Source organism: Bradyrhizobium sp. SZCCHNR1051 (assembly GCF_032489615.1).
GTDB lineage: Bacteria > Pseudomonadota > Alphaproteobacteria > Rhizobiales > Xanthobacteraceae > Bradyrhizobium.
In genome coordinates, this window is the sequence record NZ_JAUEYJ010000004.1 from 54,469 (window position 1) to 77,864 (window position 23,396).

Annotated in this window: 32 protein-coding genes; 6 read left to right on the forward strand and 26 right to left on the reverse strand. The window is 63.9% G+C overall.

The window, feature by feature from the left end:
* Nucleotides 1-2: 2 nt before the first annotated feature.
* The 15 genes from QW868_RS05575 to QW868_RS05645 form a co-directional block, all read right to left on the reverse strand.
* Nucleotides 3-1,217 carry a DegT/DnrJ/EryC1/StrS family aminotransferase gene (locus QW868_RS05575; protein WP_316227256.1) on the reverse strand — a complete coding sequence of 405 codons (1,215 nt, stop codon included), beginning with the start codon at nucleotides 1,215-1,217 and terminating at the stop codon, nucleotides 3-5.
* Nucleotides 1,218-1,219: 2 nt separating this feature from the next.
* On the reverse strand, nucleotides 1,220-1,480 hold the full coding sequence (locus QW868_RS05580; RefSeq protein WP_315740972.1) for a hypothetical protein: 261 nt from the start codon (nucleotides 1,478-1,480) through the stop codon (nucleotides 1,220-1,222).
* A 19-nt stretch (nucleotides 1,481-1,499) separates the two neighbouring features.
* A complete protein-coding gene (locus QW868_RS05585; protein WP_315740971.1) occupies nucleotides 1,500-1,856 on the reverse strand; it encodes a DUF3024 domain-containing protein in 357 nt (118 codons plus the stop codon).
* 15 nt (nucleotides 1,857-1,871) lie between these two features.
* Nucleotides 1,872-2,111 (reverse strand): nitrogen fixation protein NifZ, encoded by a 240-nt coding sequence (locus tag QW868_RS05590; protein WP_315740970.1) that lies wholly within the window; start codon nucleotides 2,109-2,111, stop codon nucleotides 1,872-1,874.
* Nucleotides 2,108-2,431, reverse strand: coding sequence for a nitrogen fixation protein NifZ (locus tag QW868_RS05595; protein ID WP_315740969.1), 324 nt, complete (start codon nucleotides 2,429-2,431; stop codon nucleotides 2,108-2,110). The genes QW868_RS05590 and QW868_RS05595 overlap by 4 nt, the downstream gene beginning before the upstream one ends.
* Nucleotides 2,428-3,201, reverse strand: coding sequence for a 4Fe4S-binding leucine-rich repeat protein (locus QW868_RS05600; RefSeq protein WP_315740968.1), 774 nt, complete (start codon nucleotides 3,199-3,201; stop codon nucleotides 2,428-2,430). Before QW868_RS05600 ends, QW868_RS05595 begins: the two co-directional genes overlap by 4 nt.
* Complete coding sequence (locus QW868_RS05605; RefSeq protein WP_315771545.1) at nucleotides 3,194-3,727, reverse strand: hypothetical protein; 534 nt, start codon at nucleotides 3,725-3,727, stop codon at nucleotides 3,194-3,196. Before QW868_RS05605 ends, QW868_RS05600 begins: the two co-directional genes overlap by 8 nt.
* 11 nt (nucleotides 3,728-3,738) lie before the next feature.
* Nucleotides 3,739-4,068, reverse strand: coding sequence for an iron-sulfur cluster assembly accessory protein (locus tag QW868_RS05610; RefSeq protein WP_315740966.1), 330 nt, complete (start codon nucleotides 4,066-4,068; stop codon nucleotides 3,739-3,741).
* An 11-nt stretch (nucleotides 4,069-4,079) separates the two neighbouring features.
* Entirely contained in the window at nucleotides 4,080-4,304 is a 225-nt protein-coding gene (locus QW868_RS05615) for a YfhL family 4Fe-4S dicluster ferredoxin (protein WP_006609676.1), read from the reverse strand.
* 55 nt (nucleotides 4,305-4,359) lie between these two features.
* Complete coding sequence (gene nifB / locus QW868_RS05620; RefSeq protein ID WP_315756221.1) at nucleotides 4,360-5,922, reverse strand: nitrogenase cofactor biosynthesis protein NifB; 1,563 nt, start codon at nucleotides 5,920-5,922, stop codon at nucleotides 4,360-4,362.
* 264 nt (nucleotides 5,923-6,186) lie between these two features.
* Nucleotides 6,187-7,053 (reverse strand): SIR2 family protein, encoded by an 867-nt coding sequence (locus QW868_RS05625; RefSeq protein ID WP_315740964.1) that lies wholly within the window; start codon nucleotides 7,051-7,053, stop codon nucleotides 6,187-6,189.
* Complete coding sequence (nifT, locus tag QW868_RS05630) at nucleotides 7,053-7,274, reverse strand: putative nitrogen fixation protein NifT (protein WP_315713133.1); 222 nt, start codon at nucleotides 7,272-7,274, stop codon at nucleotides 7,053-7,055. The genes QW868_RS05625 and nifT overlap by 1 nt, the downstream gene beginning before the upstream one ends.
* On the reverse strand, nucleotides 7,274-8,485 hold the full coding sequence (gene nifS / locus QW868_RS05635; protein WP_316230095.1) for a cysteine desulfurase NifS: 1,212 nt from the start codon (nucleotides 8,483-8,485) through the stop codon (nucleotides 7,274-7,276). Before nifS ends, nifT begins: the two co-directional genes overlap by 1 nt.
* A gap of 9 nt (nucleotides 8,486-8,494) precedes the next feature.
* Nucleotides 8,495-8,785 carry a NifU family protein gene (locus QW868_RS05640; protein ID WP_315713137.1) on the reverse strand — a complete coding sequence of 97 codons (291 nt, stop codon included), beginning with the start codon at nucleotides 8,783-8,785 and terminating at the stop codon, nucleotides 8,495-8,497.
* A 38-nt stretch (nucleotides 8,786-8,823) separates the two neighbouring features.
* Complete coding sequence (locus QW868_RS05645) at nucleotides 8,824-9,144, reverse strand: HesB/IscA family protein (RefSeq protein WP_257170758.1); 321 nt, start codon at nucleotides 9,142-9,144, stop codon at nucleotides 8,824-8,826.
* Between the two features lie 324 nt (nucleotides 9,145-9,468).
* Between QW868_RS05645 and QW868_RS05650 the strand changes: the two genes are divergently transcribed.
* Complete coding sequence (locus tag QW868_RS05650) at nucleotides 9,469-10,077, forward strand: hypothetical protein (RefSeq protein ID WP_315740961.1); 609 nt, start codon at nucleotides 9,469-9,471, stop codon at nucleotides 10,075-10,077.
* Nucleotides 10,078-10,148: 71 nt separating this feature from the next.
* Here the strand turns inward: QW868_RS05650 and QW868_RS05655 are convergent, their stop codons facing one another.
* Nucleotides 10,149-10,568, reverse strand: coding sequence for a Rieske (2Fe-2S) protein (locus QW868_RS05655; RefSeq protein ID WP_315756225.1), 420 nt, complete (start codon nucleotides 10,566-10,568; stop codon nucleotides 10,149-10,151).
* Between the two features lie 197 nt (nucleotides 10,569-10,765).
* On the opposite strand from QW868_RS05655, the gene QW868_RS05660 reads away from it, so the two are divergent.
* The 3 genes from QW868_RS05660 (at nucleotide 10,766) to QW868_RS05670 (ending at nucleotide 12,481) form a co-directional block, all read left to right on the forward strand.
* Nucleotides 10,766-11,224: a hypothetical protein gene (locus tag QW868_RS05660; RefSeq protein WP_316227259.1), complete on the forward strand. Its 459-nt coding sequence runs from the start codon at nucleotides 10,766-10,768 to the stop codon at nucleotides 11,222-11,224.
* A 66-nt stretch (nucleotides 11,225-11,290) separates the two neighbouring features.
* Entirely contained in the window at nucleotides 11,291-12,133 is an 843-nt protein-coding gene (locus tag QW868_RS05665) for a sulfurtransferase (RefSeq protein WP_316227260.1), read from the forward strand.
* 30 nt (nucleotides 12,134-12,163) lie between these two features.
* Entirely contained in the window at nucleotides 12,164-12,481 is a 318-nt protein-coding gene (locus QW868_RS05670; protein WP_315740957.1) for a hypothetical protein, read from the forward strand.
* A gap of 273 nt (nucleotides 12,482-12,754) precedes the next feature.
* On the opposite strand, the gene hspQ is transcribed toward QW868_RS05670, so the two are convergent.
* The 10 genes from hspQ to nifH all read right to left on the reverse strand — a co-directional run bounded on the left by hspQ (nucleotide 12,755) and on the right by nifH (nucleotide 21,846).
* Complete coding sequence (gene hspQ / locus QW868_RS05675; RefSeq protein WP_315785954.1) at nucleotides 12,755-13,081, reverse strand: heat shock protein HspQ; 327 nt, start codon at nucleotides 13,079-13,081, stop codon at nucleotides 12,755-12,757.
* 19 nt (nucleotides 13,082-13,100) lie between these two features.
* Entirely contained in the window at nucleotides 13,101-13,388 is a 288-nt protein-coding gene (fdxB, locus tag QW868_RS05680) for a ferredoxin III, nif-specific (protein ID WP_015665404.1), read from the reverse strand.
* A gap of 23 nt (nucleotides 13,389-13,411) precedes the next feature.
* Complete coding sequence (locus tag QW868_RS05685; RefSeq protein WP_012045814.1) at nucleotides 13,412-13,612, reverse strand: CCE_0567 family metalloprotein; 201 nt, start codon at nucleotides 13,610-13,612, stop codon at nucleotides 13,412-13,414.
* A 17-nt stretch (nucleotides 13,613-13,629) separates the two neighbouring features.
* Complete coding sequence (locus QW868_RS05690) at nucleotides 13,630-14,100, reverse strand: NifX-associated nitrogen fixation protein (protein WP_315756229.1); 471 nt, start codon at nucleotides 14,098-14,100, stop codon at nucleotides 13,630-13,632.
* A gap of 10 nt (nucleotides 14,101-14,110) precedes the next feature.
* On the reverse strand, nucleotides 14,111-14,506 hold the full coding sequence (gene nifX, locus QW868_RS05695; RefSeq protein WP_315756230.1) for a nitrogen fixation protein NifX: 396 nt from the start codon (nucleotides 14,504-14,506) through the stop codon (nucleotides 14,111-14,113).
* 25 nt (nucleotides 14,507-14,531) lie between these two features.
* Nucleotides 14,532-15,929 (reverse strand): nitrogenase iron-molybdenum cofactor biosynthesis protein NifN, encoded by a 1,398-nt coding sequence (gene nifN / locus QW868_RS05700; protein ID WP_316230096.1) that lies wholly within the window; start codon nucleotides 15,927-15,929, stop codon nucleotides 14,532-14,534.
* Between the two features lie 9 nt (nucleotides 15,930-15,938).
* Nucleotides 15,939-17,612 (reverse strand): nitrogenase iron-molybdenum cofactor biosynthesis protein NifE, encoded by a 1,674-nt coding sequence (gene nifE, locus QW868_RS05705; RefSeq protein ID WP_316230097.1) that lies wholly within the window; start codon nucleotides 17,610-17,612, stop codon nucleotides 15,939-15,941.
* Nucleotides 17,613-17,739: 127 nt separating this feature from the next.
* Nucleotides 17,740-19,299, reverse strand: coding sequence for a nitrogenase molybdenum-iron protein subunit beta (nifK, locus tag QW868_RS05710; protein WP_315740951.1), 1,560 nt, complete (start codon nucleotides 19,297-19,299; stop codon nucleotides 17,740-17,742).
* An 82-nt stretch (nucleotides 19,300-19,381) separates the two neighbouring features.
* Nucleotides 19,382-20,884 carry a nitrogenase molybdenum-iron protein alpha chain gene (nifD, locus tag QW868_RS05715; RefSeq protein ID WP_315740950.1) on the reverse strand — a complete coding sequence of 501 codons (1,503 nt, stop codon included), beginning with the start codon at nucleotides 20,882-20,884 and terminating at the stop codon, nucleotides 19,382-19,384.
* A gap of 74 nt (nucleotides 20,885-20,958) precedes the next feature.
* Complete coding sequence (gene nifH / locus QW868_RS05720; protein WP_315740949.1) at nucleotides 20,959-21,846, reverse strand: nitrogenase iron protein; 888 nt, start codon at nucleotides 21,844-21,846, stop codon at nucleotides 20,959-20,961.
* A gap of 449 nt (nucleotides 21,847-22,295) precedes the next feature.
* Here nifH and QW868_RS05725 point away from each other — a divergent pair, with 449 nt between their 5' ends.
* Entirely contained in the window at nucleotides 22,296-22,688 is a 393-nt protein-coding gene (locus tag QW868_RS05725; protein WP_315740948.1) for a response regulator, read from the forward strand.
* Nucleotides 22,689-22,734: 46 nt separating this feature from the next.
* On the forward strand, nucleotides 22,735-23,196 hold the full coding sequence (locus QW868_RS05730) for a SufE family protein (RefSeq protein ID WP_315771562.1): 462 nt from the start codon (nucleotides 22,735-22,737) through the stop codon (nucleotides 23,194-23,196).
* Nucleotides 23,197-23,396 lie beyond the last annotated feature (200 nt).

The window sequence follows — 23,396 nt, forward strand, 5'->3', positions numbered from 1 at the left end:
CGTCAGTAGATCGCCGCGCCCGCTCCGACATTGACCGATGCGTCCTTCATGGTCGCCACGATGAAGGCGATCTGGTCCGTGGTCAGGTGGACGTGGAACGGCAGGGCTACGACGCGATCGGCGACCTTCTCGGTCACGAGATAGTCGCCCCGCCGATAGCCCATGTTGAAATAGTGTCGTTGCAGATGCAGCGGATTGGAATAAGCGATCGCCTCGACCTGTTCGACCCTGAGATCCTCGACGATCGAATCCCGGCTCGACTTCGAGAACCGCGTGCCCAGATGCACCTGATACAGGAACCAGTTCACCTCGGTGACATCAGGCCCGACATAGGGATCCTTGATTCCCTCGAACGATTGCACTTGGCTATAATAGATTTGCTCGATCAGCTTGCGGCGTTCGAGGATCTCGTCGACTCGCCTCAGCTGTGCGAGGCCCAGCGCCGCCGTCACGTCGCTCATGACAGCCTGGTGGGACGGGCTGCTGCTGACCACGACCGAACCGCGCTCGTCCAGCCGGTGCAAGCGGTGGCGACGTACGGCGACCGCAATGTCGACGTCATCCGTGACGACCATGCCGCCCTCACCGCAGGTCAATGCAAAAGGCTGCGAGAAGTCGAACACCGACGCGACGCCGAAGGTGCCGACCAGCGCGCCCTGATATTTCGAGCCGATCGCTTCGGTCGAATCCTCGATCAGGGGCAGATTGTGCGCCTTGGCGATCGCCTGCAGCTCCGACCATTTGGCCGGATGCCCGTTGGTGTTGCCGGCCAGGATTGCCTTGGTCTTCTCAGTGAGGCGCGCCTCGATCTTGCTTGGCGCCAGCGTGCCCGAATAGTAGTCGATATCGACGAAGACCGGCTTAGCGCCGACGATACTGATCGCGTGCGCGACCTCGCGGAACGAATAGGACGACGCGATCACCTCGTCGCCGGGGCCGATCCCCATAGCCTTGAGGACGAGCACCAGGCCCAGCGTCCCGCTCGGCACCGCGATGGCATATTTGCGGCCGAGATAGGCCGCGAATGCCGCTTCGAATTCCTCGACGAGCGGACCGCAGGACAGCCGCGGCGACCGCAAAGTCGCCTCCACGGCGGCGATCTCCGCCGTCGTGATGTCAGGATCGGACAACGGGATGAAGTCGGAACCGACCGGCGTCAACTCAGCCTCGTCCTGCTCCTGTCGATCGGCGTCATGCACCAGATAGGGCTTGGTCATGATCAGCTCCGCCTGGCCAGGATCAGGCCGGTGGCCTTCGCGGGATCGTCGGTCACGCCGGCGCAATGGTCGCTGGCATCGAGCAGATGCAGGTCGAACGCCGCGTAGCTGCGGAACGGCTGTTCGGTTACGTCGGAGGCATCGCAACGCGTCAGGACCAGCTTGGGGAAGCGACGGCGCAATTCGCCGAACGCCGCGCTGCCGGCATCGGGTCCAGTGAGGACCTGCTCGATCTCATTCAGTTCCTGCTCGGCAAGTGCCATGTCACCCGTCCTCTTCGTCCTACTGCCAGAATATCCGCTCAGGGTCGGCGTTCAGCTCGTCGACCGCCGCGGTCAACCGCTTGTGCACGCTGTGCAGCTCCCATGTTCCCTGGCCGTGATCTCTCCAGAACAGCTTCCACATCGCATTCGCCGGATCGTGACGCAGCAAAGCGACGTCGATCACCCCGCCGTCCTTGTCGATGTTGCGTGAGCAGCACGGGCTCCTGACGTGATACCCCTCGTTGACCGGCAAGACCGTCGGCTCGACATAGCGATAGCGCTTGCGCGACTTCAGCGCGCGCTCGATCCGCCTGCGATCCAGCTCGTTGGGATGTGCGGGCAGAATGACCCTGGGCTTGAGCGCGGTTGCGGCCATGGCTGATCATCTCCCTTAGACCGGGACGATCTCCTCTTCGAGACAGCCCACCACCAGCTGCTCGCCGAACTCGACGAGATAGATCGGCATATTCGCTTCCGTATGGGTGCCGACCTGGACGATCTCGCCCAAGTCGCCAACGCCGACGAGCTTGGCCTCGGCCGGCGCATTCGGGAACGAACCGTCGTTGACGAGATCGATCAGCGCCTTCACGCGCTGACCCCATTGATATTTCGGCAGGCGCGGCTCGATCATGACTTGTATGCTCCCGGCAGCGGCAGCTCGTCCTCGGCCTCCCCGCGGGGAACGGTGGACTCGAGCTCCTTGCGTTTCATGCCGACGCGGTTCCCGCTTTCGAGAAACTCGACGCCGTAGATGTAGAACTGCTGCAGGAAGGTCCCGATCGACACGACGTAACCGATCTCGCCCTTCTTCGCGAGGACCTCGCCGATCTCCTTGCCTGCATAGGTGCCGTCGTTTCGGATCGTGCGCTTCGCCTTGACCTTCTCGCCAAACGTGAAATACGGCGGCGCTGACAACTCCACGACCTCGCTGTCACGAACGATGTTGCTCATGCCGGTTTCTCCATCGCAGCTCCGAAGCGGCTCGCGAGCCGGCCGCGCGCCATCTCCTGCACCAGCGGGTCCTCGTCGCGCACCAGCTCCGCGAGCTCACTGAGCGCGATCCGGCTCGCAACTTCGTGACGCACCCGCCAGTCGGCGTCCTTGCGCATCGCGGTGAGGAGATCCGGCGCGAGGCGCTCGGCGATCTCGAGCCGCACTCGCGGATCGGGGTCGCTGATCATGCCGAGCAGCCAGTCGCTCGGGATGCGCCGCGCGACGACGCGGCGGACCTCGGCCTCCGGGTCTCCCATCATGCGGCCCAGCACGGACGGCACGATGCGGCGCGCCACGACGAGACGGACGTAATAGTCGTCGTCCATCATCATCGGCATCAGATCTTCCGGATCGAGCACCGTCGCGATCCGGATGCGGACCTCGCGATGCGGATCATGGCGCAGCCGCAGCACCAGCCGCTTCGGCAGCCGCCGCGCAGCGTTCCAGCGCACCGTCTCCTCGGGATCATCGAGCAGCGGAGGCAGAAAGAACGGGCTGGCATGCTTGGCCGCGATAGCACGCACCTCGAAATGCGGATGCTTGACGTAGCCGTTGGCGAGCGCCGGATTCCAGTTGAAGAAGCGGTCGATGCGGCGGGCGTAGCGGTCGTGCACGCAGGCGTGCCGAAGGCGACAGCCGCCGGATGCGTTGAGCTGCGCGTGTTCGCAGCCTGCACAACTGATCTCGTTACCCTGCCAGTCGATGGCCTCGTCGATGTCGTCATTCATCGTCGAGCTCCACCCGGTCGACCACCTCGAGCAGGACGCGTGCGCCGATCTTGTCGCTGGGATCGAGCTCGAGCAGCTTTTGCACCGCGAGCCGTCCCTCGACGAGATTGCCGAGGCGCATCTGCAAATAGGCGTATCCCTTCAAGGTGAACATGAAGAAGCGCGGCAGCATGTTGTCATAGCTGCCGAACTCGGCATGACTGGCGCGAACGTCGCGCCAATGCGGCGGCAAGCGGTTCTCGACGGCCGCCTTGGCGAGGCACCGCTTGGCGATGCGCAACGCGTCAGCGAGCCGTCCCTTGTAGAAATAGAACCGGTAGAAGCCGATCAGGACCGCCGCATGCCCAGGCGCCAGCGCTTCCGCCTTTTTCAGATGCGTCTCCGCGACATCGTCGAGATGATAGCTCTGGCCCGCCTGCCACAGATGATACTCGGCCTCCTCCGGTAGGCCGCCGCCGAGCAGCGCGTCGGCAAGCAGCGCGTCCTCGATGGCGGTCTGAGAGCTGGGCCGGGCGTCGGTGGGCATGGCGAGCTGTCCTAGTGCTCCAGCGCCTTCAAGGCATGGGTCGAGCACGAGACCTGCTTCGGATCATGAAACACGAGGCCGGTCTGCGTCGCCGTATCCGCGAAGTCGATGGTGACGCCGTCGAGCAGCAAACGGCTCTCCGCCGGCAGGAACAGCCTGACGCCATCGCGTTCAACCACCGCATCGCCGGGCTGCGGCGTCGCGAGGACGGTGATATCGGCGGCAAGTCCCGAGCAACCGCCGGGCGACACCGCGAGACGGAAACCAGAGCCCGCAGTGCCGTCAGCCCGCAGCATCATGCGCATGAACTTCTGCGCGGCTGGCGTGAGCGTGAAGTTCATCTCGGTCTCCCTCAAGCCGGCGGCTGATAGCGCGGGAACGAATTGTCGATCACGCAGGTGTTGTCGACCGGGCAGACCGCCGCGCATTGCGGCTCGTCGAAATGGCCGATGCATTCCGTGCACTTCTTCGGATCGATCACGAAGGTGCCGTTCTTCTCCGAGATCGCCACGTTCGGACATTCGGGTTCACAGGCCGAGCAGCTCGTGCACTGCGAGGCAATGATCTTCAAGGTCATCAAAGGCTCCTGTCGAAGGGGCCCGGCGACGCGACGGCGCCGCCGGGGTCTGATGTCACGCTGCCGAGATCAGGGCGCCCTGGCGAATTTCGGCGTCACCGCGCACGACGTGCTGGATCTCGCCACTGTTCACCTTGTCGAGGTAGCTCTTGAACCAGGCGATCGCGGACTTCTCGATGAACTCATGGGCGAACTGATCGACCGGCTCGATGCCCGCGGCCTGCAGGTCGCTCTTCGGGCAGCCGCCGATCTTGGCCACGAACACCGCATGGCAGTCGTTGATGGCGCGGATGACGGTCTCCAGGCTGTCCTCGTCGCCATAGCCGCCCTGGCAGTACAGGTCGACGCGGCGGTGACCGACGAACTTGGCTCCGGCCGTGGAAAGCTCGTAGACTTGGAACTCCTTGGCGTGTCCGAAATGCTCGTTGATCAGGCCCGAGCCCTTGGTCGCGACCGCGATCAGCAGCTTGATGTCGCTGGACTGGCCGGCGAGCGAGGCGAGCTCCTCCTGCTTCGCCACGACCTTGGCGACACGCTCCTGCTCGACCGCCTCCTGATAGGCCTTGCGGCTGTCGATGTCGTAGTTCACCTCCATCGCCATGATCTTGTCGGTAGTGAATTCGGCGGAGCGATCCTCGCCGAGCAGGCCCACGGCGTCGGCGCGGCACTGGCGGCAATGCCGCATCATGTTCATCTCGCCTTCGCACTCGTCCTGCAGCGCCTTCAGCTCCTGCGCGGTCGGGCCGCGCTGGCCGGTCAGGCCGAACACGGTGCCGTGCTCCGGCGAGGAGATCAGCGGCATGATGTTGTGCAGGAAGGCGCCACGCGACTTCACCGCCTTGTTGACCTCGACGAGGTGCTTGTCGTTGACGCCGGGGATCATCACCGAATTGACCTTGCAGAGGATGCCGCGCTCCGTCAGCATCTCCAGGCCCTGCAACTGGCGATCGGTCAGCAGTTTGGCAGCCTCGACGCCGGTATAGCGCTTGTGCTTCCAGAACACCCAGGGATAGATCTTGGCGCCGATCTCGGGATCAACCATGTTGATGGTGATCGTGACGTGATCGACGTTGAAGCCGGCGATGGTGTCGACGTGATCGGGCAGCGCGAGGCCGTTGGTCGACAGGCAGAGCTTGATGTCGGGGGCGGTGCGAGCGATCAGCTCGAAGGTCTTGAACGTCTTCTCCGGATTGGCGAGCGGATCGCCCGGACCGGCAATGCCCAGCACGGTCATCTGCGGAATGGTCGAGGCGACAGCGAGCACTTTCTTGGCGGCCTGTTCCGGCGACAGCTTCTCGCTGACCACGCCCGGACGCGACTCGTTGGCGCAGTCATACTTTCGGTTGCAGTAGTTGCACTGGATGTTGCAGGCGGGCGCGACGGCGACGTGCATGCGCGCGTAGTGATGATGCGCCTCCTCGCTGTAGCAGGGATGGTTCTTCACCTTCTCCCAGATCTCCGGCGGCAGGTCGTTCTCGCCGGCGCCCGAGCCGCAGCTCGCCTTGCCGCTGCCGCCCGAGGTGCCGCAGCCCTTGTGTTCCGCGATGGTCTGCATCACCGAGCTCAGCTTGTCGCCGTCCGGTATCGTCGCCTGTTCGTGCTGCACTGACGCGTCCATGTCCGCTCCTTACGTTGCTGGCGAGCCGCAAACCGCCTTGGGCTAGGGTTCAGCAACTCGCGTGCCACGCCGCGGACAAGATCATTTCGTCAGACTATCAACGCCTTAGCCAGATCATCGCGCCTGTCGCCTTGCCAACATGCGAAAGGCTCTCGTTTCGGGCGTTGTTAGAAACGTTACAGACTCGAATTGGGACACAGGAACGAACGGCAAAACAGCGCAGCTTGCGGCCGCGCTGTTCGATTTCCGGTGTCGTGGTTTCGCTCAGCCGCCGATGATGATCTCGGTCGCGCGGGCCAGCGGAATCGCGATCGGCGTCAGCCGCTCGGCGATGAAGAACTTCAACTCGTTCTTCGACAATGAGTCAGGCTCGACCAGGACGTAATGCTCGGCGCCGGAGCGCTTGATCACCTGACGGCCATAGGTGCGCAGCAACTGGTCGTTGAAGCGGCAGCCGATGAACAGGAAGCTTCGGTCGGTGCGCCGGTCCTTGACCGTGTCGGGTATCGGCGTCTGGATGTCGATGTCGGTCAGGACCTCGACATAGTCGGCGTCGGTGATCAGGAAGTTCTTGGCTGGCGTGGTCCCGCCATGCGGCTTGTAGAGCAGCGTGGTCCAGCTTCCGGCCTTCTCGCGATCGCTCTCGGCGCCCGCAGCGTCGTAGAAGCGATACCAGCGGTCCTCGCCGATTCCGGCCCGCGTGATGCCCTGCACCTCGCCCCAATCGCCGCGCCCGGCGAGCGCCGTCCGCATCGCGCCGTCATACCAGCTGTCGACGACCATCGGCAGCGGCAGCGACGCCAGATACTGCTGCAGCGGTGTCGGCGCGACGGGCGCGGCAAAGGCTTCAGCCATCAGCGCCGTCACCGTCGAGCGGTGGCGCGTGCTCTCGATGTGCTGCGCGGAAGCCCACGCATTGCCCTTGGCGCGGCGCGGCAGCGCCACCTTGGTGCCGAAGAACGCGGCCAGCGCTTCGGGATTCATCGGCACCGCCGCGCCGGATTGCTCCGAGACGCCGGGACCGAGATACGGAACGACCTTGCCGGCCTTCAGCCGGGCCACGACGTCCTTGAGCAGGGCTTCGGCATCAGCCTGTCTGACGATGTCGATATGAGGAAGCGGCGCATTCATCACTCGTCCCCTTCGCCACCGCGCTTGCGCGCATTGATCGTGATCGGCAGCCGCGTGTCGGCGGCCATCTGCGGCAGTTCGAGCACCCAGCCATTGGCGATGCGAATCCAGCCACCCCACAAGGACTCGTGCTCGGACTCGACGATGGGCTCCTCGAGGTCCTTCTTGGGGACGTAGATCGACAGGCCCGTTTCCGGCGAGCGGCGGATCATGACTTTCATTACGTGAGCTCCGTGGATCGAAGGGGGTCCGCCGATTGTGAAGGATGATGCTGCAGCCAGGCCGGCGAGGTCTCACGCAGCCTGGCGACGATGTCGGGCAGGACCTGCAGCACGCGCGTGATGTCGTCGTCGGTGGTGTCGCGCGATAGCGAGAAGCGGACGGCGCCGCGGAGCAGATCCGACGGCACGTTCATCGCGCGCAGCACATGCGACGGCTCCATCGAGCCGGACGCGCAGGCCGAGCCGAGCGAAGCCGCGATGCCCGCCTGATTCAGGCGCATCACGATCGGCTCACCTTCGAGATGCTGGAAGGCGATGTTCAACGTGTTGGGCAGCCGGTGCTCGATATCGCCCAGCACGGCGCAATGGCCGACGCCCTCGATGATGCCCTGCTCCAGCCGGTCGCGCAGCGCGCGCACCCGGCCCTGCTCGTCAGCGAGATGTTGTCCGGCGAGGTCGGCCGCCTTGCCGAGACCGATGATGGCGGGAACGTTTTCGGTGCCGCCGCGGCGGCGGCGCTCCTGCGGGCCGCCGCGCAGCAGCGGCGCGAACGGCGTGCCCTTTCTGACATACAGCGCACCGATACCCTTGGGGCCGTGCAGCTTGTGGCCCGACAACGACAGCATGTCGACGCCGGCAGCTTTCAAATCGATCGCGACCTTGCCGACAGCCTGAACGGCATCGGTATGAAACAGCGCACCGGCGTCATGTGCGAGCTTCGCCAGCTCCGGAATCGGGAACAGCGTGCCGGTCTCGTTGTTGGCCCACATCACCGAGGCGATCGCAGTGCGGGGCCCGAGCGCGCGCTTGTAGGCCTCGAGATCGAGGCAACCGGCCGCATCGACGCCGATCAGGTGCACCGTGAGGCCGCGCTTGCCGCTGAGATACTCGACCAGCGACAGGATTGCGGGATGCTCCACCGCCGTCGTGACGACCTCGTCGCGGCCGCTCTGGGTTTGCAGCGCCGACAGGATCGCGCTGTTGTCGGATTCCGTGCCGCCCGACGTGAAGACGATCTCGTGGTCGAAGGCGGCCCCTAACAGCGCCTGCAGGCCCTTGCGCGCCTGTCTCACGGCGCTGGCCACCTCGCTGCCGAACGCGTGCGAGGACGACGCATTGCCGAACTGCTCCGAGAAGAACGGCAACATCGCGGCGACGACCTCAGGATCCGCACGGGTCGTCGCGTTGTTGTCGAGATAGACCGGACGCAAGGCCGCTCCTTAATGCCGCGCCTTGGCTGCGCCGGCCACTGGAACGAGGCGAACGAACTCGCCGAGCTTTTCGATCATGCGCGCCTGGATGCCCTCGAGCGTCGCGCTGGCGAGCTTGCAGAAGATGCAGGCGCCGGCGAGCTTGACCATGATCTTGTTGCCATCAATCTCGACGAGCTCGCAATCGCCGCCGTCGCGCTTGAGGTTCGGACGGACCTCCTCGATCACGGCCCGGATGATCCGCTCGCGCTCGCTCATCTGCGACGGCGCTTCGACGATGCCCTGGGATTCGACCAGCATGGTTTCACTTCTCGCGTGTTGAATGATCGAGCGAAGAATCAAGCGAACGACTTGCCGCAGCCGCAGCTTGACTTGGCATTCGGATTCTCGAAGGTGAAGCCGGAGCCCTCCAGCGCGATGACGAAATCGATCGTCGTGCCTTCGAGATATTCGAGGCTCTTGTGATCGACGAGCACGCGCACGCCCTCGCGCTCGATCACGGTGTCCTCCGGCTCGCTGCCGCTGACGAGGCCCATATTGTATTTGAGCCCGGCGCAGCCGCCGGCTTCGACCATGATCCTGAGGCCGTCGACCGGCTTGTCGGAGGTCGTGATCGCGTTGCGAACCGCGTTGATGGCGCTGTCGGTCAGGTTGATCATCATCGTCTTGCCTTTCCCATTCGGCTGTTGCGAACAGGAATGGCAAGTCTCATGCCATGCAGCAATTAACTGAAACGACACGGCTTTTCGCAAAGTCGCTGTGGCGTTTCCGACGCATGTCGGGTTTCCGACACGGATGATTTACGCCGGCCTCGGACGTGCCGAAAGGATGTCGCGGCGGAAACCCGACAATGCTCTGAGGTCGCGGGCGAAAGACCAAGTAAATCAAGACGCAGCACACATCGGCAGACAATTTGCATTCCAGCCCTTTTCGACCGCGCCGTGCGGCGAGACGGCTCACCAGGACATGCGAGGGGATTGCTGATGACGACATTGGAGAAGACGGTTGCGATCGAGACCACCGCGCTCGCGCAACTCGACAAGGAAGGACGACTGCTCAACGCCGTCCTCAAGGCGCCGACCACCAAGCCGGGACGGTTCGGTTTCCGCGGCGACATCGCGCTGAAATTCCAGACCCAGGTCGCCGACGAGAAGCGGCCGCCGGACTTCTCGATCGAGCAGGTGCTGACGATCGTCAACGACGGCGAGGCGACCATTCCGGTGCTGGTCGGCTACATCCACTCGCTGGCCTATCTCGAGACGGCGGTCGAGGTGCTCAAGAACCTGCTGCAGCCGAACGGCAAGTACTTCATGTTCTGCAACAACATCGACCTCCTGGCGAAGTATCGCATCAAGATGGGCGACGTGACGTTCTATGTCCTGCCTTGCGACGAATCCACAGTGTGGAAGGAGATGCTGGACCTGCTGTCGATCGACAAGAACGACATCAAGAAGCTCGATACCGCAGGCAAGCTCGACTACGTGCTCGACACCGCCAAGGACTTCAGTGAGAATTACGATCTCGTGCCTTACGCGGATGCACTGGCCAGGATGGAGCCGGTCAAGAACCGCAACGAGAACCGACCGGTCTGACATCGTCCTTTTCTTCATATGCAAGATGAAGTCCCGGCAGTTGCCGTCGGGACTTCGCCGGGATCGCAGCCTCAGCCTTCCTCGCATTGCAGGCCGGTCTCGTCCTCATCCTCTTCATCCTCGACCAAGGTCACGCCGGTCACACAGATGTCGCCATCGAGGACGCTCAACGCCACCGGCGTCAGGCTCTCGCCCTTGCACGGGCCGTCGACGCAGAGCCCGGTGCCGATCTCGAACAGCGAGCCGTGCTTGCCGCACAGGATGCGCAGGCCGTTGCCGTCCAGGAACTGATTTCGCTCCCAGTCGAGATTGACCTTATCGTGCGGGCACATGTTCAGATATCCGAACACCTGCTTGCCCCAGCGGATCACGAAGATCGGCCACGGACGTTGCGTTCCGTCCTCGGCCACGATCATGAGCTGAAAGCCCATGGCGCGGCGGCTCGGGATGTCGTTGAAGCTGCAGATGGCGTAGGCGACGTCGGTCGTCATGTCGGGCCTCATCGATGTCTGGCGCATCTCCGACACGGCCGCTTCAGCGCAGCGGGAGCGGCGGTCGGCTCGCCTGCGGAACGCGTTGCAAGATTCGCGCAACTCCGCCCGTCCGCCTGGCTTTCTTCGCTGCTGCGAGAGACTGGCACAGAACTTGAAAATTTCTCCTGCAGATGCGGCTTTGTAAGGAGATCGACATGAACGTGGCACTGGAATTCGTCGAGAGCTCGCTCGACGACATCAAGACGGCATTGGAGGGCGGCACGCTGACGGTCTACTCGGTGGCGCGTCCGATTACCGCGGACAAGCCGGTCGACCGCAGCGGCGTGCTCGCGACCTTCACGTTCGGCTCGCCCGCCTTCGGCCCCGCGGTGGATGGCCTCGAGCAGCCGAACTTCGTCGCGACGTCCGTGCCGGCGGCCACCGTCGGCACGCCCGGCTTTGCGCGGGCGCGCAAGGCGGACGGCACCACCGTCGCCGATTTCTCCGCCGGCCCAGGCGAGCGCGAGATCAAGTTCACCGAAGTGTCGTGCTCGCCCGGCGCGCCGGTTACGGTCGCGACCTTCAAGATCATCGCCGAAGGCGGCTGGCCGGAGCGTCCGGAATACTACGACACGCATCCACGCCCGGGCTATCCGATGCCGAAGACGCTGTGAGGGCGGACGCCGTCACGCCTTGGACCAGGTCCCTCCTGTTGGTTTAACGACATCGCGAGCGAATGCATGAGCACAGACTTCTCTGACGCCCTGGTCAGCTCCGAATGGCTGGCGCAACATCTCACCGATCCCGCCACCAAGATCCTCGACTGCACCTGGCATCATCCGAGCACCAATCTCGATGGCCGTACGCAATATCGCGGCCGGCATCTGCCGGGCTCGGTGCATTTCGACATCGACCAGGTCGCCGACAAGTCGAGCCCGCTGCCGCACATGCTGCCGTCAGCGGAGGATTTCGCCCACAAGGTCGGGCTGCTCGGCATCAGCAATTCTGACCGCGTCATCATCTATGACCGCCACTATGGCGGCTCCGCCGCGGGCCGCGTGTGGTGGATGTTCCGCGTGTTCGGGCACGACAACGTCGCCCTGCTCGACGGCGGCTTCGGCAAATGGACCAAGGAGAAGAGGCCGGCCGAGATGACGCCGGTGCGCCCGGTGCCGGCGAGTTTCAGCGCAAGCTTCAGGCCGGAGCTTGTGACCACCTCGGCCGCCGTGCAGAGTGGCGGCGCGCAGCTGGTCGACGCCCGTGGGCCCGGCAAGTTCGATGGCACCCAAGCGGACGTGTTCACGTTCAAGCGCCAGGGCCACATCCCCGGCGCGATCAATCTGCCCTGGGCCGATCTGGTCGACCCGGACACGGGCGTGCTCATGGCGCCCGACGCGCTCGCAGCCCGATTCGCGAGTGCCGGCGTCGATCTGGAGAAGCCGATCGTCACCACCTGCGCCTCGGGCATCACGTCATGCATGCTGGCGCTGGCGCTCTATCGGCTGGGACGTCCGGATGTTGCCGTCTACGACGGGTCCTGGGCGGAATGGAGCCAGCTCGACGACACGGCGGTGGCGGCGTGATGTGCACAGACGAATGACGGGAGCACGAGCATGGCAAGAACCCTGGTCAAGACCACGCAGGACGGCCGCAAGGTCGAGGTGATTGGGCTGGCAATCTGTCTCGAAGGCGAGCTCGAGGCGTTCGAGCTGGTCGAAGTCAAGCTGCATCCGAACCGACGCAAGATCTGGGAGGCCGCGCCCGACGCGACCCACATGGCCGGCCGCATCACTTTGACCAAGGACGAGGCCGCGACCGTCGAGGGTGCGTTCGCTGCGGCCCAGGCCGAAATCCTCGCCAACCCCGCCGCGATCAACGAGCGCTTCCGGATCGCCGCGATGTGGAAGGCGCGGGAACAGGGGATCGAGTAGGCATTGATTCGTAGGGTGGGCAAAGCCAGCGGGCGACGCGCAGCGGCGATCGATGGCGTGCCCACCATCTTCGTCCCGCACGCCGAAAAATGGTGGGCACGGCGCATTGGCTGAATCGGCGTGGAAAAACCGCCCAGGCGCCTTTGCCCACCCTACCAATCCATCGCCGTCATCGCGAGCGCAGCGACGCGATCCAGGTCCACGCGAGGACTCTGGATTGCTTCGTCGCCTGCGGCTCCTCGCAATGACGGCCGCTCTCGGCTTTCCAATACGTTATTGAAAAACCCGCCCGCGGTAGCGGTAGCTGCCGGCGTCGTCGACATCGAACAGCTCGCCGATATCGGGATGCTTGACCGGCTCACCCGTGACGTCCGCCACCAAGTTCTGCTCCGGAACATAGGCGATGTAGCTGCTGTCGCCGCATTCGGCGAGCAGGTAGTAGAACGGCTGCTCCTTGTCGAGCCTGGTGTCCATGGTGATGGCGCGCCAGCCTTCCTCCTCGGAGAATGACAGGTCGACGTCGAACACGACACCGCGCAGATCGTAGACGCGGTGCCGTATCACCTGGCCGATCGTGAACTTTGCCTCCATCCGCACCATGACAGCACGCTCGATGATCTCACGCCGCCGGCGAATGGGTCTGGCAATTGGTTGGGCAGACGCGGGCGCAGGCGCCGCAGCCGATGCAGGCGCCGGTGTCGTGCATGACCATGATCTTCTTCTCGACCTCGTCATCCTCGTCGTCGTCGAGCTCGACGAACTCGCCCTCGTCGTTGATGCCCTTCAAGGTCATGACCTCGCGACCGCAGACCTTGTAGCAGCGGCCGCAGCCGATACACTTTCCGGCGTCGATGGCGACCAGATAGTCCGGCCGCCAATCGCGGCCGTCACGGGTTGAATTGGACATGATGACGGGTCCTCAAATCGGGCTTAGGCGGTCTCGAGCTTCTTCAGCTCGGCTCGCTTCTTCTCCAACTCGGCAAAGGCTTCATGCGCCTTCTGCGCCGTCGGCAGGATCTGGTCCCAGTTGATGGGCAGCTCCTCCGACAAGTCGTGCAGGTTCATCTTGGCATCCATGGCACGTGCCGACAGCTTCTTGATCTCGGCCTTCAGGGTGTCCAGGTCGCTCATTGTCTCCATCCTCGCCGTTAGTAGTTTGCGACGTCCTTGAACTTCTCGATCATCTCAACGCCGGCGTTGACGAACTTGTCGCCCTCGTCGGCCAGCTTGCCGAGGTTGTCGAAGCCGAAGCGGTGCACGTCGCGCAGCTGCTTGTTGACCACGATCAGCCGGCCACCGATCAGCACCATGCGGCCAAAGCCCTCGTGGCTCATCTTCAGCATCGGCGAGATCATCACGCCGGTGGCCTTCTCGATCGACAACGCGATCGCGTTGAAGAACAGTTCAAGCCGCCAGATCGTCTCCGGATCGGGATCGCCGATGATCGGCAGCGCCCGCCGCTTCTCCTTGTCCAGGATGTAGGGCTCGAGCAGGTCGATGTCCTTTTTGCCCTCCCAGGCGCCGTGGGTGTCCTGGGCGCGCCAGACCTTGATGAGTTCCTTGACGAAGGGCCGCTGCTCGGCGGGTACCGTTTCGACTGCTACGGCGGTATCGGACATGTTGGTTTCCTCATTCCTCGAAATCGAGAACGCGTTCCTGGCCCTTGGCGAGCGCCTTGCGCAGCCAGGGCGGTGGCGTGCCAGCCAGAACGGCCTGCAGCTTGCCCAGGAGATCGCTGATCTCCTCGGGCTGATTGACCTTCATCGGATGGATGTTGTTGGCGACGACACGCGCGGCGCCGGAGCCGCCGATCGCGGCGACATAGAGGATCGCGCAATCCTTGATTGCCTCGATCTTCGGCGCCAGCTTGTCCTCGTTGCCGTCCTCCTTGAGATCGCCGTCGAACTCGACGGTCTCGACGAAGCGATGCCCCGCAGTGTCGACGTCGTAGATCGCGATGTTCTTGGCCCAGCCGAAATGGGCGTCGACGCGTTTCAGATCCTGGGTAGCGAATGCGACTTTCATGTCGTCGGTCCTTTCTCCTGAAACGTCAATGCAGTGGCGCCACGACGGCGGAGTCGATCGATACCTGCTGGACGTCCTTCCACGGATCGAGCCAGGTGTCAGGCGTCGGCTGATGGTTGTCCTCGCGATCGGCGATGATGAGATTGGCCAGCGCGAAGACGAGGTCGCGGGTGCCGCGATAGCCGACCGTCAGCAAATGCCCTGCCCCGAGCCGGTCGAACATCGGGAAGCCGATCCGATAGAACGGGATTTTGAGACGCGCCGCAGCCTGGCGGCCGTGCGAATGCGTCATCATGAGACCGCAGTCGCGCGCCTTGGCGAGCGTCTCCAGGTCCTCGAGATCGCCGATCAGCACCTCCTCGCACGGCATGCGTTCGAGCACCGGCGACTGGGTCGTGGTGACGGCCACGGCAATTTGTGCACCCATGTCATGCAGCATGCTGGCAACGTCAAACAGCAGGTCCGGCTCGGCGCCGATGGCAAGCTTGCGGCCGCCGATGTGGAAATGGGCATCCAGCATGGCATCCGCGAGCTGGCCGCGCTGGCGGCGATATTTTGCCGGCACCGGACGCCCCGAGATATCGCTCAGGAACGCCATGAACTCGTCGTTCGGCAACAGCCCGCAGAGCCGCTCGAACAGCCGGTACGGCACGCCGGTTCTCGCCTGCATCGCCTCCGCCGCACGCTTCATCTGCGCGCCGATCGCGATCGTCCAGGACGCGCTGCCCATGGTCGCGATCTCTTCCAGCCCGATGCCGCCGATCGTGGTCGGCGTGAACTCGTCGGGAATGTGACCGTCGAGCGAGCCACCGATATCCGGCAGGAACGACGGCTCCAGGCCGAAATCCTCGAAGATCGTCCTGAGCTCCTCGATGTCGCCCGGCGTCAAATGGCAGCCCGGCAGCACGTTGACGCGGGTCGGATCGCGCCGCGTCGAGGTCGGCTTGTCGACCAGCACCTCGACCATCTTGGCGACTGTCTTGTCCCAGCCATCCTGGAACGCGTCCTTGAAATCCGGCGTCGAGACATAGACCAGCGGGTAGGTCGCGAGCTCCGGATGCTTCTCGCGGATCAGCCTGATGTAGCCGTCGACGTCGTCCCCCTTGGTCTCGGTCACCCCGGTCGAGCAGATGCCGATGATCTCCGGCTTCTGCCTCTTATGGATGTTGAGGATCGCCTGCTCCACGTTCTCATAGCCGCCGAGCACGGTGGCGACCTCGCTCATCGCCGTCGTCTGCATCGGCACCGCTTCCTTGAAGTGGCGCACGAACAGCGTCAGCCCGAACGAGGTGCAGCCCTGCGAGCCGTGCAGCAGCGGCATCGCCCCGCGCAGGCCGAGGAAGGCGAACGCGCCGCCGATCGGCTGGCTCATCTTGAGCGGGTTGACCGCGCACGCCTTCTTCCCAATGGTGACCTTGGCCATGAGCGTCGCCTACTCCGCCGCCTGCAGCAGCTCGGCCGGCGCCTTCTGCGCCGCCAGGATGTCCTCGACCCGGCCGGCGCATGCCCCGCAACCGCCGGAGGCGTTGGTGTGAGTGCGGACGCCGGCGACGTCGGTCAGGCAATGCGCTTTGATCGCATCCTCGATGGTGCCGAGATCGACCGACTTGCAGTGGCAGATCTTCTTGGCGCGGCGCGCGGCTTCCGCGGCAACCGGATCGGCGGCGAGCGCCGCTGCTTCCGCATTGGCCTGCGCAATCGCCCTGGCCTGCCAGTTGTTGTTGGCGGTCTCCCACGGCGCGCGCTTGCGCAGCTGCGCCCACATCGGGTTGTAGATCGCCTTATCGATCTCCGCGACCAGCTTCACCATGCCGATATAGCCCATAAAGGCGTGCGAGCGCTCCTGGTTGATGTCGAGCCAGGGCATCGCGGCCTTGAGTGCCACGAACTGCGACTTGCCGCCGGACAGCATGATGTCGGCCTTGGCGTCCTTGAGCATCTTGTACATTTCGCGCGGCGCCATATCGTCGATCATGTGCGCGTCCTGGCCCATCAGCTCCTTGATGCGCTCCTTGTCCTCCTTGGTGGACTTCTTCACCGAGGTGCCGACCAGCTCCATGCCGGCCTCCTGCAGCGCCGCGACGACCGACCACGACTTCACGCCGCCGGTGATCAAGAGCACCTTCTTGCCGGTCAGCCGCTGCTTGAACGGCTCGATCGCGGCCCACGCCTTGGCCTCCTCACGGGCGATGACGGCCTCGGTGCGATCCAGCAGATCGGCCGGCGCGCCGCGCTCGACCAGCAGGCGCGCGATCTCGCGCAGCGAGTCCGAGGAGTCCTGGATGCCGTAGAACGAGCCCTCGAAGAACGGAATGCCGTAACGCTCCTCCATCTTGCGGGCGACGTTGATCATCGCCTTGGAGCACACCATCATCGCCGCACGGGCGCGGTGCGACGACGCCACATCCTTGTAGCGACCGTCGCCGGAGATGCAGGCGGAGATGCGAATGCCGAGCTCGTCGAACAGCGGCTTCACCTGCCAGAGCTCGCCGGACAGATTGTATTCGCCGATGATGTTGAGGTCGTAGGGCGTGGTGACCTCAGGCTCGACAGTGCCGATGACGTGATCGAGCAGCGCCTCGCCGGCGAGCTTGTTGCCGAGATTTTTCGGGCCGACGAAGCCGGGCGAATTGACGGGAATGCAGGGCTTGCCGAACTTCGCCGAGGCCGCCTTGCAGACCGCGTTGATGTCATCGCCGGTCATGGCGGGCACGCAGGTCTGGTAGACGAAGACCGCCGGCGGATCGTATTTCTCGATGATTTCCTTGATCGCCTTGTACAGCCGCTTCTCGCCACCGAACACGACGTCGGTCTCGTTGATGTCGGTGGTGAAGCCGGTGCGCCAGATCTGGGATCCAGAGGAGGCCGCGCCGCGGTTGTCCCAGGAATTTCCTTCGCAGGCGATCGGTCCGTGCACGAGATGCGCGACGTCGGTCAGCGGCTGCAATGCGACCTTGGCGCCGTCGAAGGCGCAGCCACCGGCCGCGCCGCCCGGCTGCAGTTGCTTGGTGCAACCCTTCTTGCGCTCGGCCTCGGACTTGTTGGCGTTCTTGCCGCAACCCGGCTCGTTGAAGACGTTCTGGATCGTGGCCGAAAGCGAGCTCATTGGCTTCTCCTGTTGACGACCGATTGCGCGTCTTTCGAAAGACAAGGCTCAGGCACGACATGCCTCCCCTTGAGCCCTGCTCCCAACATCGAAACGCGGCGGCCCCGGAAGGCCGCCGCGCCGTCACTCAGCGAATGATGTCGAAGCTGTAGTCCGACTTGGCCGGCACGTTGGTGTTGCGGTCGATCTCGTCGAAGATCTTGTCCAGGATCGTGACCAGCACGTTGAGGCCGCCCTGATAGCCCCACACCGGATAGCGGTGCTTGTGGTGGCGATCGAAGATCGGGAAGCCGATGCGGATCAGCGGGGTGCCGGTGTCGCGCTCCAGATACTTGCCGTAGGTGTTGCCGATCAGGAAGTCGACCGGCTCGGTGAACAGCAGCGAGCGCATGTGCCACAGATCCTTGCCGGGATACACGTGGCAGTTCTTGCCGAACGGCGAGCTATCGAACACGGCCTGCACCTTCTCGGCCCACTCCTTGTTGCCGTTGGTGGCGAGCACATGGGTCGGCTCGGCGCCGAGCTCGAGCAGGAACGCGGCGAGGCCGAGGCAGAGATCCGGGTCGCCGTAGATCGCGAACTTCTTGCCATGGATGTGCGCGCTGGAGTCGGCGATCGCGTCGACCAGGCGGCCGCGCTCGAGGGCGATCGATTCCGGGATCTCCTTGCCGGTGATGCGCGACAGCGCCATCACGAAGGCATCGGTGCCGGTGACGCCGACCGGATGGTGGAACGAGACCACTTCCTGGCCGTGGTTCTTGATCAGCGGCAGGGTCTTCTCGGTGCAATAGTGCTGCATCGAGATGGTCGCCTTGGCGTGGACGGCGTTGGCCGCGTCCTCCAAGGTCGTGCCGCCATCATACATGCGGAACTCGCCGTCGGTCGGGGTGTCGAACACGTTCGAGTTGTCGCCGAGGATCGTGTATTCGATCCCCATTTCCTCGAAGATGTGCTTGACCTCGCGGATGTTGCCGACGGTGTAGCCGTCGAAGCCGCCGATGAAGTTGATCTTCTCGTTCGGAACGCGCTCGAGCTTCGGCGCGGTGCCGGCTTTGCCGTCCCAAAAGTGCTCCAGGATTCCTTTCATCGCGTTGTCGTAGCCGGTGACGTGGCTGCCGACGAAGGCGGGCGTGTGGGCGAAGGGCACGTCGAACTCGGCCGGAACCGAGCCTTTTTCCTTCGAGGTCTTGATGAAGGCGTTGAGGTCGTCACCAATGACTTCCGCCATGCAGGTGGTGGAGACCGCGATCATCGACGGCTTGTACATGTTGTAGGCGTTGGCGAGGCCGTCGATCATGTTGTTGAGGCCGCCGAACACCGCTGCGTCCTCGGTCATCGACGACGACACGCAGGAGCTTGGCTCCTTGAAGTGGCGCGACAGATGGCTGCGGTAGTAGGCCACGCAACCCTGCGAGCCGTGCACGAACGGCAGCGTCTTCTCGAAGCCGACGGCGACGAACACGGCGCCGAGCGGCTGGCAGGCCTTGGCCGGATTGACCGTCAGCGCCTCACGGGCAAAATTCTTCTCGCGATATTCGGGCGTCTTGGCCCATTCGCGGATGCGCTCGACCTCGGCGGGATCGCGCGGATTCTCGAACATCTTCTTCTTGTTCGCCAGCATCTGCTGGTATTCGGGACCACGGAAAAGCTCGAAGTGATCGAGCACATGTTCGGCACTCTGCGTCATGGGATAACCCTCTCTATTTTCCTGTGTCGATCAGGGAGCGCTGGCTCTCCGCCGAAGGAGAGCCAGGCCGTGGGTGGTGGTGTTACTCGGCAGCCTGGAGCAACGGCTTGGGCACCTGCTTCCAGGGCGCCTTTGCCATCTTCCAGACCGGCGAGTTGATGGCCATGTCCATGTCGCGGGCGAAGATCGCAAACCCGTCGTAGCCATGGTAGGGACCCGAGTAGTCCCAGGAGTGCATCTGGCGGAACGGCACGCCCATCTTCTGGAACACGTACTTTTCCTTGATGCCCGAGCCGACCAGGTCCGGCTGGACCTTCTCGACGAACTTCTCGAACTCGTAGCCGGTCACGTCGTCATAGATCAACGTGCCATCCTTGACGTAGTGCTGGGCGGTGCGCTGATAGTCGTCGTTGTGGCCGAACTCGTAGCCGGTGCCGACGACCTCCATGCCGAGGTCTTCATAGGCGCCGATCACGTGGCGCGGACGCAGACCGCCGACGAACAGCATCACGGTCTTGCCTTCGAGGCGCGGCCGGTACTTGGCGATCACGGCGTCCATCAGGGGCTGGTACTTCGCGATGACGCGCTCGGCACCCTCCTTGATCTTGTCGTCGAAATAGCTGGCGATCTTGCGCAGCGATTCGGCGATCTTGCTCGGCCCGAAGAAATTGTATTCGCACCACGGAATATTGTACTTCTCTTCCATGTGACGCGAGATGTAGTTCATCGAGCGGTAGCAGTGCAGCACGTTCAGCTTCGCCTTCGGCGTCGCCTCGAGCTCGGCCAGCGAGCCGTCGCCCGACCACTGGGCAATCACGCGCAGACCCATCTCCTCGAGCAGGATGCGCGACGACCAGGCGTCGCCACCGATGTTGTAGTCGCCGATGATCGCGACGTCGTAGTCCGACGGCTCAAAGCGCGGCGCAGCGTCGGCCGGGATCTTGTCGAACACCCAGTCCCGGATCGCGTCGTTGGCGATGTGGTGGCCGAGCGACTGCGACACGCCGCGGAAGCCTTCGCAGCGGACGGGAACGATGGTCTTGCCGTCATACTCCTTCGACTTGACCTTGGAGACCGCCTCGATGTCGTCGCCGATCAGACCGATCGGGCATTCCGACTGCACGGTGATGCCGTTGTTGAGCGGGAACAGCTCCTGGATCTCGTCCATGATCTTGGCGAGCTTCTTGTCGCCGCCGAACACGATGTCCTTCTCCTGGAAGTCGGAGGTGAACTGCATCGTCACGAAGGTGTCGATGCCGGTCGTGCCGATGTAGTAGTTGCGGCGCGCCGCCCAGGAGTACTGGCCGCAGCCGACCGGGCCGTGGCTGATGTGGATCATGTCCTTGATCGGGCCCCACACCACGCCCTTCGAGCCGGCATAGGCGCAGCCGCGAATGGTCATGACGCCCGGGATCGACTTGATGTTCGACTTGACGCCGCAGTCGGACTTGCCGTTCTCATGCACGTTGAGGTGCTTGGCGCGACGCTTGGCAGTCTTCTCCGGATAGACCTTCAAGACCTCGGCGATCAGTTCCTTGTTGCGTGCCTTGATCTCGGCCACGCTTTGTTTCTCGATGACGCTCATCTGGCTTTTCCTCGATGATCGGTTGCGGGGGTCATCCGGCCCTTAGAGATCATGGGCCGGATGACCGGTGGCGGTTACGCCGTGGCGGCGAGCTCGGAGGCGGTCTTGCCGATCTGGCTCTCGTCGACCGCCTTCATGATGCCGTGCTCCATCAGCATGTCCTCGAGCTCGTCCATCGTGATCGGGGTCGGGATGATGCCCTTGCCGCCGTTGGCGTGGATCTTCTGCGCCAGCGAGCGGTAGTGGCCGGCCTGGACCGAGTCCGGCGCATATTCCAGAACGGTCATGCGGCGCAGCTCGGCGTGCTGCACGATGTTGTCGCGCGGCACGAAGTAGATCAGCTGGGTGCCGAGCTTCTTCGCCAGCGCCTCCGCCAGCTCCAGCTCCTTGTCGGTCTGGCGCTCGTTGCAGACCAGGCCGCCCAGGCGCACGCCGCCGGAATTCGCATATTTCAGAATGCCCTTGGAGATGTTGTTGGCGGCATACATCGCCATCATCTCGCCGGACATCACGATGTAGATTTCCTGCGCCTTGTTCTCGCGGATCGGCATCGCGAAGCCGCCGCAGACCACGTCGCCGAGCACGTCGTAGGACACGTAGTCGATGTCCTCATAGGCGCCGTTCTCTTCCAGGAAGTTGATCGAGGTGATGACGCCCCGGCCGGCGCAGCCGACGCCCGGCTCCGGACCACCGGACTCGACGCAGCGGATGTCGCGATAGCCGACCTTCATGACCTCTTCGATCTCGAGGTCCTCGACGCTGCCCGCAGCAGCGGCCAGACTCAGGATTGTGTCCTGCGCCTTGGCGTGCAGGATCAGGCGGGTCGAATCCGCCTTCGGATCGCAGCCGACGATCAGGATCCGGTGGCCCATCTCGGCGAGTGCCGCGAGGGTGTTTTGTGACGTCGTCGACTTGCCGATGCCGCCTTTGCCGTAGAATGCGATTTGTCGCAGCGCTGCCATGATGCTCTCCATCAACCGATTGCCAATGTCTCGCATGCACCTTGCATCGCGAGACCGCGTCCTCTCTCCAGAACCGGCAGACGGGTTATTGGGAAGGAGAGCATCGCTCGTCCGAAGCGTCGGCGTGCACTCAGCCCTCAACCTTTGCCTGAGCCCAGTTTTGCAACGGCTGTGCCAGAGCTTTGGAATCGTTAAAAAGGCCATGTTTTGAAAGAGATGCGGCCAAGCTCGGCGCTAGGATGTACTTGTTGCAAATCCGACATCGGGGGTTTTCACCCGACGCTGCCGCGCCGTGCTGTCCGAAACGACACATGCCGCCGCGGCTCCGAGCGGCGCTTCCGTAGAGAACACCGGGGAGCGCTCGCGTGAGGCCGGCCAGGAGCGGCGGTACGGAGTTTGCTTGATGTAGATCAAACCCGCTTTCGAACGGGCCAGCAGGAGTACTATTGATGGCGAGCAAGACGCGCGTCTTTGTCATTGAAGCCGATCAGGTGATCCGCTCGGCGCTCGGCTACATTCTCAGTGAGCGTCACGAGACCTTCACCTTCGCGGAGACCGCCGACGCATTGACCAAGGCCGCACGGACCACGCCCCATGCCGTCCTCATCGGGATGAGCATCCTGGAGGACGACGGCGCCGAGACGGTCGGCATGCTCGCCAGGACGATGCATCAGGCCGGCATCATCGTGGTCGCAGGATCGACCAAGTCGCCGCTCGCGCTGGCCGGCCTGCGGCAGGGCGCGGAAGCCATCATCGCCAAGCCGATCACCTTCGACGGCGTCACGCACGCGGTCGATTCCGTGCTGGCGCGGCGCGGTAGCGAGCCGGGCCTGACGGCATAGCTGGCCCTGGTATCCACGGAGATCAGCCGATGACGAGGAGGGGATGATGTTGAAGATGACCCAGACCGCGACGCCGGGGACACCGGACATCGAGGACATCGTCGAGAATTTCGCGCTGCTCGACGACTGGGACGACCGCTACCGTTACGTGATCGAGTTGGGGCGCGGCCTGCCGCCGCTACCCGATACCGACCGTAATGATGGCAACAAGGTGCAGGGCTGCACCAGCCAGGTCTGGCTTGCCACCACAGTGCGGCACGACGCCGCAGTGCCGGCGCTCGACTTCATCGGCGACAGTGACGCCCACATCGTCCGCGGCCTGGTCGCGATCCTGCTCGCGATGGTGTCCGGCCGCACCGCATCCGAGATCCTGGCCGCCGATCCGATCGCGCTGTTCGAGAAACTCGGCCTGCGCGAGCATTTAACCCCGCAGCGCTCCAACGGTTTCCGCTCGATGGTGAGCCGCATCAGAGCCGACGCCCAGGCGGCGCTCGCGGCGGCGGCGTAGGTTTGGTTGCTTGATTGCTGCTTTGATTGGTCGCGCGTATCGCGGCGAACTCGGTGCACCCCTCTCCCCTTGTGGGAGAGGGTGGCGGCCGAAGGCCACCGGGTGAGGGGTCTCTCGGCGCACTCAGAAGGTCATGGCTCGCGGAGACAACCCCTCACCCGAGCGATTCCAGGGCTGGTAGCGGTGCTGCCCTCTCCCAC